Genomic DNA, 6,962 nt, shown 5'->3' on the forward strand with positions numbered 1-6,962 from the left:
CCCCATGCCCAACCGCACGATGCGCGCGAGCGGTACCCCCCGCACGACCGGTACGCCCGGCGCACCTGACAGCGCTCCCGGCGCGACCGGTACGACCGCGAAGGCTCGCGCCCGGCGCGCGGGCCTTCGCAGGGAGGGCACCTGGGGCTGGCTGTTCGTCAGCCCCATGGTGCTCGTCCTCGGCCTGTTCATGGTGCTGCCCATCCTGATGGCGCTGTGGGTGAGCCTGCTGCACTGGGACGGACAGTCCAACCCGTTCTCCGGCCAGGCCGATTTCGTCGGCCTGGACAACTACCGGTCGCTGCTCACGCAGGACGGACTGGACCGCACACTCTTCGCGACCGCCCTGCGCAACAACGCCTATTACGTTCTGCTGACCGTCCCTCTGCAGACCCTGCTGGCACTGGGGCTGGCCCTGATCGTCAACCAGAAGCTGCTGCGGGGGCGTGGCGCCCTCCGTACGACGTTCTTCTTCCCGTCGGTCACCAGCTCCATCGCCGTCTCCACGGTCTTCCTCTTTCTCTTCCAGGGCAGTGGAGCCGTCAACTCCATGCTCTCCTGGATCGGAGTCAAGGGACCGAACTGGTTCGCCGATCCCCGCGGGGTGCTGTCGCTGATCCTGGGCGGCCTGGGAATCGTCGACCCGGAGCGGCCCACCGGGATACTGGCCGATCACTCCGCCATGGGCCTGTCGTGGTTCGAGTGGCTCTCGGGTCCCTCGGTCGCGATGTGCACACTCATCCTGCTCGCCGTGTGGACCACTTCCGGCACCTTCATGCTGATCTTCCTCGCGGCACTGCAGAACATTCCGCGGGAGCTGGAGGAGTCGGCCGCCATGGAGGGGGTCAACCGGCGCCAGATGCTCCGGTACGTGACGCTGCCCGCGCTGCGTCCCGTGCTGTTCCTCGTCCTGACGCTGGGTCTGATCTCCACCTGGCAGGTCTTCGACCAGGTGTATGTGATGGGTCAGGGGGCTCCGGGCAACACGACGCTCACGCCCGCCTTCCTGTCGTACTCCGCGGGCTTCGAGGACGCGGACTTCGGGCAGGGCGCGGCGATCGCGTTCATCCTGCTCGCCCTGATCCTCGTCCTCACCGCGTTCCAGCGCTGGGCGCTGCGGGATCGTGGCGCACGCACCGGGAGGAACCGATGACCGCCGCCGGCACGACCGTACGCGACCGGGCTCGGCCTTCCTCTCGCCGTCCCGCGTCGCGCGACCGGGCACGCCCCGTCCTGAGCCGGTTCCCGCTGCCGTGGCGGTTCGCGGGATACGCTGCGGTGCTGGGCCTGGGTCTGCTCTATCTGCTGCCGTTCGTCCTCCAGTTGGTGACCGGCTTCAAGACGGACCCGGATGCCGCCACGCATCCGCTGGCCCTGATGCCCACCACTCCGACCACGGCCGCGTACCAGCGGCTGTTCGGATTGAGCAAGGCCGGCGGGGACGTGCCGTTCCTGCGCTGGCTGGGCAATTCGGCACTGGTGGCGGTGCTGGTCACCGCGGGCCGGGTGCTGTTCGACTCCATGGCGGGATACGCGCTGGCGCGGCTGCGCTTCCGGGGCCGCTCGGTACTGTTCGGCTTCGTGCTCGCGGTGATGGCGGTGCCCGGTGTGGCCCTGCTCATCCCGAAGTTCCTGGTGCTCAACACCTTCGGGCTCTTCGACACGTACACCGGCATGGTCCTGCCGCTGCTGGTGGACGCGGCGGGCATCTTCATCATGAAGCAGTTCTTCGAGTCGGTGCCGCGCGAGGTCGAGGAGGCCGCGCGGGTCGACGGGGCGGGGGTGTTCCGGATCTTCTGGTCCGTCGTCCTGCCGATGGCGAGACCGGCGTTGATCACCTTGACGATCCTGTCCTTCCAGGGGTCGTGGAACGAGTTCACGCACTTCCTCGTCAGTACGCAGTCCGGCCAGTACGAGACGCTCACCACGGGCCTGGCACGCTTCGTGTCAGGCGGACTCGGCGGCGGAACGCAGTATCCGCTGAAGCTGGCGGCCGCCCTGCTCTCCACCATCCCGGTGGCCGCGCTGTTCTTCTGCTTCCAGCGCTACTTCGTGAACGGCGCCAACGCGGGCGCGGTCAAGGAGTGATTTCCGGCGCCGTCGGTCTCCGACGGCGCCGGAACCCGGCACGCCGGCCGCACCCGCCTGATCCATGCGAAAGACCCTGAGGGCTGTCCCGGAGTCCCGAGCGGGCGCGCGGCGTCGAATGCGGCGCCTCGCCGCGTTGTCGGAACGCCCGAATACTTCCAGTCCGCGGACGCCCTTCCGCCTTGTGATGCACCGCATCCGACGCCGCACACTGATCCACCAGGGATTACGGGAGAGCCCTTAGACTCGGCGGATGGCGAAGTATTTCGACGTGCATCCCGAAAATCCTCAAACGCGCACCATTCGCACCGTGGCCGACAGCATCCGATCGGGCGCGCTCGTCGCATACCCGACGGACTCCTGTTACGCGCTTGGGTGCCGGCTGGGCAGTCGGGACGGCATCGGCCGGATCCGGTCCATCCGGAACCTCGACGACCGTCACCATTTCACCCTCGTGTGCCAGAACTTCGCCCAGCTGGGCCAGTTCGTGCATGTCGACAACGATGTGTTCCGCGCGATCAAGGCGGCGACGCCCGGCCGTTACACCTTCATCCTTCCGGCGACGAAGGAGGTGCCACGCCAGTTGCTGCACCCGAAGAAGAAGACGGTCGGAGTACGGATTCCCGACCATGTCGTCACTCAGGCCCTCCTTGCCGACCTCGGTGAGCCGCTGCTGTCCAGCACCTTGCTCCTGCCCGACGAGGACGAGCCGCTGACGCAGGGCTGGGAGATCAAGGAACGGCTCGACCATGTGGTCGACGCCGTGCTCGACTCGGGCGACTGCGGCACTGAACCCACGACGGTCATCGACTACTCCGGCGGCGAACCCGAGATCGTACGCCGCGGGGCGGGCGACACCACACGGTTCGAGTAGCGGTGCGGAGGCGATGAGGCGAAGGCGGGGGCCGCTATATCGAGATGGCGATGGAGCAGACCCCGCCCGCGAGCACGGACGAATTCATGAAGCTGATGGGCACCTGGCTGAGCATCCGTCGCTCGTGGGCCGAATTCCTCGACACCGATTGCTCGCTCGGCTCGCGAAGTCTGGGCCGCAGCGAGATCACCTTGACCGCGTTCAGCCGCCCGTGCCCGCCCGAGGGACCGTCGTCGGCCCTGGCCAGGATGCTCGGCCGGCCCGATTCCAGTCCCGGTGGAATCGACTTCTCCACCCTGGAACTGCGCTACATGGCCGACACCGGCTCGGCGAAGACCGGTCTGAGCTACTCCTTGAGTGCCGTTCCCGTCGCCCCCGTCGCCACCGGAAACGATGACAACAGCCGGTCGGACGGCGTGAACGCCGTGCGGGAGGCCTCGGATGCGTTCTTCGTGTGGCTGACGCTGCCGACGTCCACGTTCTGGGTGAATCTCAACCCCAGCGAGCCCCGGCGGATCGTGGACGACGCTCTCGGACGTACCGATGCCGGGCGTGTCCTGCTCCAGGCCGACCTGCGCATGAAGAAGACGATCGCCCAGCTGATCCACCCGGACAGCAAGCTCGGGGCCCGTTACTGGAAGCAGCTTCGGGGCACGTGCATGTCGATGCGCACCTGGATCGTGCCGGCACCGGCCGAGGTGATGAGTCATCCGATCAGCTGTACATCCTGGACGCCCCGCTTTCGGTGAAGATGGAGACCCAGTACCTCAACGCGCGAAACCCGCTCGGTGCTCACCAGGCCGGCTCGTGCTCACAGCAGGAGAAATCCGTCGAGGCGCACAACGAGTCCGTCTTCCGCGGCATGATCCTGCCCCGCGTGGAACGGGCCGTGAACACCGCTCCGGAGTACGCCTCGCTCCGGCGCGTCTACCGCAGTCGGGTCGCGGCCGAGTAGTACCGCCGGATCAGTGAGCGGAAGACCACCGCCTACGGTGGGCTCATCGACCAGGGTGACGTCGGTGATTGGACCACCCGCACCTCGTGGAAGCCCGTCGAGACCTTCCATGACTACGTCGACTCCTACACCAAGGGCGAGTTCAAGGTGACGCACCGGACCAGGAAGGGCAACACCATCTACACCGACACTTATGTGTTCGGTGGTGTCGACCTGACCAAGGTGCCGTTCCGCAAGGTGGCGGACGACGAGTTCAAGGCGAAGTGGCCCAGGATGCCCGAGCGTGTCGACCAGTCGTGGGACATGCCTGTCTCCGACACCGGATCGGTCTGGCTGGGCGGTGGTGGCACCTCTCCCTCGAAGGCGCGGCAGGCCGCCGAAGGGGGATCGGGCCTCAGCCGGTCTTCCCTCGGCCCCGAACTGTGGTGGGCCACGCCGGTCGTTGTGCTCGCCGTGCTCCTGCTGCTCAGGCGTCGGCTGCGCCGTTCCGGGCGGCTGCGTACGTGAGCGGGCCGATGATGGCGACGGCCGGCTCAGCCCGTGATCCGGCCGCCCTGCTGTGGAGGCCGCCGGTGGTGGCTCCGTCGTCGTGGAGGAGCGTGCCGTGGCGGGGGCGAGCAGCACTCCCGGGTACATGAGGGTGCGCAGCAGTCCGGCCGAGGAGCCCATCCGTGCGGGATCGGGGACGTCGCTGCCGAGACCGTCGGGCTCCGGCACGAGGAGGCGCGCCCCGCTCCACGTCGTAGCGGCCCCCGGACGGGTGAGCACGTCGTCCGGGGGCCATACGGACGAACCGACACCGCTTGAGGGCTCGCCGATCTCTATCGGCGGCTGAAGAGGTCGTCGGCCAGGATCGCTACTCCACAGTGATCGCCTGCACCGGGCAGACGCGGGCAGCTTCCTTGACCATCGGGTCCGTCACGTCCTCCTCATGGCCCGGCAGCAGTTCACTGAGGCCGTCGTCGTCCTGTGTGAAGACCTTCGGCGCGGTCAGCGCGCACTGGCCGGCACCGATGCACACATCCTTGTCGATACTGATCCGCATCACCGCGGCATCCTTTCCGGGAGGGGTCCGGTCACCACGCCACGGGCAGTTCGAGCATGCCCTGGATCGTGTCGCCGGGCTTGAACGGGATCTCGTCGACGGGTGCCGCCAGGCGCAGCTCCGGCAGTCTGTCGAAGAGGGTACGCAGCGCGATCTCCAACTCGGCGCGCGCGAGGTTCTGGCCGAGGCACTGATGGACCCCGAAGCCGAAGGCGACATGGTGGCGCGACTGCCGGCCGAGGTCCAGTTCATCCGGCGCCACGTACACGGTGTCGTCCCGGTTGATCACCGAAGTGGCCAGCACAACGCCGTCACCTGCGCGGATGGTCACCCCGCCCACCTCTATGTCCTCCGTGGCCACCCGTGAGATGGCATCGGCGATGGACAGGAACCGCAGCAGTTCCTCCACCGCGGTGGGCATCAGATCCTCGGACGCACGCAACCGGTCGAGCTGGTCCGGGTACTGGAGAAGGGTGAACGTTCCCAGGGAGATCATGTTCGCGGTCGTCTCGTGGCCCGCCACCAGCAGGATCTCGGACAGCTGGACCAGTTCGTCACGGTTGATGGCTCCGCTGTCGAGCTGCTGGGCGATGAGCTCGTCGAGCAGGCCCTCGCCCGGCTCGGCCCGCTTGCGCCCGATCAGTGTCCGGAAGTACTCGTCGAGTGCGGCCCGCGCATCCTCGACATCGGCGGCTCCCGGGCCGCGCAGCAGCCTGCGCGACTGGGACTCGAAGAATTCGTGGTCGGCGTACGGAACGCCGAGGAGCGAACAGATCACCATGGAGGGAACGGGCAGCGCGAAGGCACTCACGAGGTCGACGGGCGGCCCCTGCTCGATCATGGCGTCCAGCAGCCGGTCCACGGTCTCCTGGATCCTCGGCCGCAATGCGGCGGTCCGCTTCACGGAGAAGCTCGGGATCAGCATCCGGCGCCGCTCGTTGTGCTCGGGGTCGTCGACGCCGAGCAGTTCGACGCGACGCTTGGTACTCCGGGCCAACCGCTCCGTGACCATCGGGAACGCGGGATTCTCCCGGTCGGACGACAGCCGCTTGTCCACCAGCAGCGCACGCGCCTCGGCGTGCCCGGTCACCAGCCACACCCGGCGGCCGTCGAAGAGTCTGGCCGGGGTCAGCGGCCGATGTCCGTCGTCCTTGGGCCGGTACTCGGTCGGCGGGTGGTACGGACAGGTGCGGTCCTGGGGGAAGGAGACGGTCTCGGTATCTGCCATGGGGGCCTCACAAACAGAATGGAGGGGGTCCTACCGATCTCCCTCCACTAGATGCCTCAGTCACCTAAATGGTCTACGCGATGTTCGGCCAACTCGTCTCGGAGGCATCCCCTCCGCTCCGGACCCACGGTTCGTGGGTGGGCTCGGGCGACACCCCTCGCCCGGGTATGCCGTTCACCGGAAGCCTAACTCCGCGACATGCGTCCCGCCCGGGAGCCGCCGAGGGGCCCGGTTATGGCCGGGAATCTCCCTGGCGCACACACCCCCGTACCGGAGCGCGGGGCGCGGACGCACGTCGCGGACGCGTGTCATGGACGCGTGTCAGGGAGGTGACCGCGCCCCGGCGCCAGGCGCCCGGAACACCACCTCGAACGCCGCGGTCGAGGGCGAGACGCTGCGCGGACCGGCGGCCACGACGGCGTCTGCGACGCGGACCACATCCGGACCGCGCACCCCCATCAGCCGGGTCCGTGGCGCAGACACGCGGTTCGGGGTAGCGCGAAAGCTTCACGCCACCGATCCGCCCTCCCGCGCGTGCCTCAGAGCATCTCGCCACCTTTTTACGGGGGGGGGTCGGCACGCGGGGGTCGACCGACAGGCGCAGCACACTTCCCGAGGAGCCTGACTACCCGTCAAGCGGCATGCCGAAGGACCGGCGTGGGCAGCGTCGGTGCTGTCCACGCCGGCCCTGGCCGCGGCGGGGTGGGTGTGGAGTCCGCGGATCAGTAGGCGGAGTTCACGTTGTCGATCGAACCGTAGCGGTGGGCGGCGT

At 68.1% G+C, this 6,962-nt stretch carries 7 protein-coding genes and 1 pseudogene; 6 read left to right on the forward strand and 2 right to left on the reverse strand.

What is annotated here, in order from left to right; genetic code table 11:
- Positions 1–4: 4 nt before the first annotated feature.
- The 6 genes and pseudogenes from ABZ826_RS27395 to ABZ826_RS27420 all read left to right on the forward strand — a co-directional run bounded on the left by ABZ826_RS27395 (position 5) and on the right by ABZ826_RS27420 (position 4,424).
- Complete coding sequence (locus ABZ826_RS27395) at positions 5–1,153, forward strand: sugar ABC transporter permease (protein ID WP_361453654.1); 1,149 nt, start codon at positions 5–7, stop codon at positions 1,151–1,153.
- Positions 1,150–2,088, forward strand: coding sequence for a carbohydrate ABC transporter permease (locus ABZ826_RS27400; protein WP_361453657.1), 939 nt, complete (start codon positions 1,150–1,152; stop codon positions 2,086–2,088). The genes ABZ826_RS27395 and ABZ826_RS27400 overlap by 4 nt, the downstream gene beginning before the upstream one ends.
- Positions 2,089–2,341: 253 nt before the next feature.
- Positions 2,342–2,962, forward strand: coding sequence for an L-threonylcarbamoyladenylate synthase (locus ABZ826_RS27405; protein ID WP_361453660.1), 621 nt, complete (start codon positions 2,342–2,344; stop codon positions 2,960–2,962).
- A pseudogene (locus ABZ826_RS27410) lies at positions 2,962–3,105 on the forward strand (indole acetimide hydrolase); the annotation flags it as partial. The gene ABZ826_RS27405 and the pseudogene ABZ826_RS27410, both read left to right, overlap by 1 nt.
- A gap of 602 nt (positions 3,106–3,707) precedes the next feature.
- The gene (locus tag ABZ826_RS27415) at positions 3,708–3,917 is read left to right on the forward strand and encodes a hypothetical protein (RefSeq protein WP_361453663.1); all 210 of its coding nucleotides are present in this window, start codon (positions 3,708–3,710) and stop codon (positions 3,915–3,917) included.
- Positions 3,918–4,064: 147 nt separating this feature from the next.
- Positions 4,065–4,424: a hypothetical protein gene (locus ABZ826_RS27420; protein WP_361453666.1), complete on the forward strand. Its 360-nt coding sequence runs from the start codon at positions 4,065–4,067 to the stop codon at positions 4,422–4,424.
- 349 nt (positions 4,425–4,773) lie between these two features.
- Here the strand turns inward: ABZ826_RS27420 and ABZ826_RS27425 are convergent, their stop codons facing one another.
- Entirely contained in the window at positions 4,774–4,962 is a 189-nt protein-coding gene (locus ABZ826_RS27425; protein WP_361453669.1) for a ferredoxin, read from the reverse strand.
- A 31-nt stretch (positions 4,963–4,993) separates the two neighbouring features.
- Entirely contained in the window at positions 4,994–6,190 is a 1,197-nt protein-coding gene (locus ABZ826_RS27430) for a cytochrome P450 (RefSeq protein WP_361453672.1), read from the reverse strand.
- Positions 6,191–6,962 lie beyond the last annotated feature (772 nt).

The organism is Streptomyces sp. NPDC047515 (assembly GCF_040643055.1).
Classification (GTDB): Bacteria; Actinomycetota; Actinomycetes; order Streptomycetales; family Streptomycetaceae; genus Streptomyces.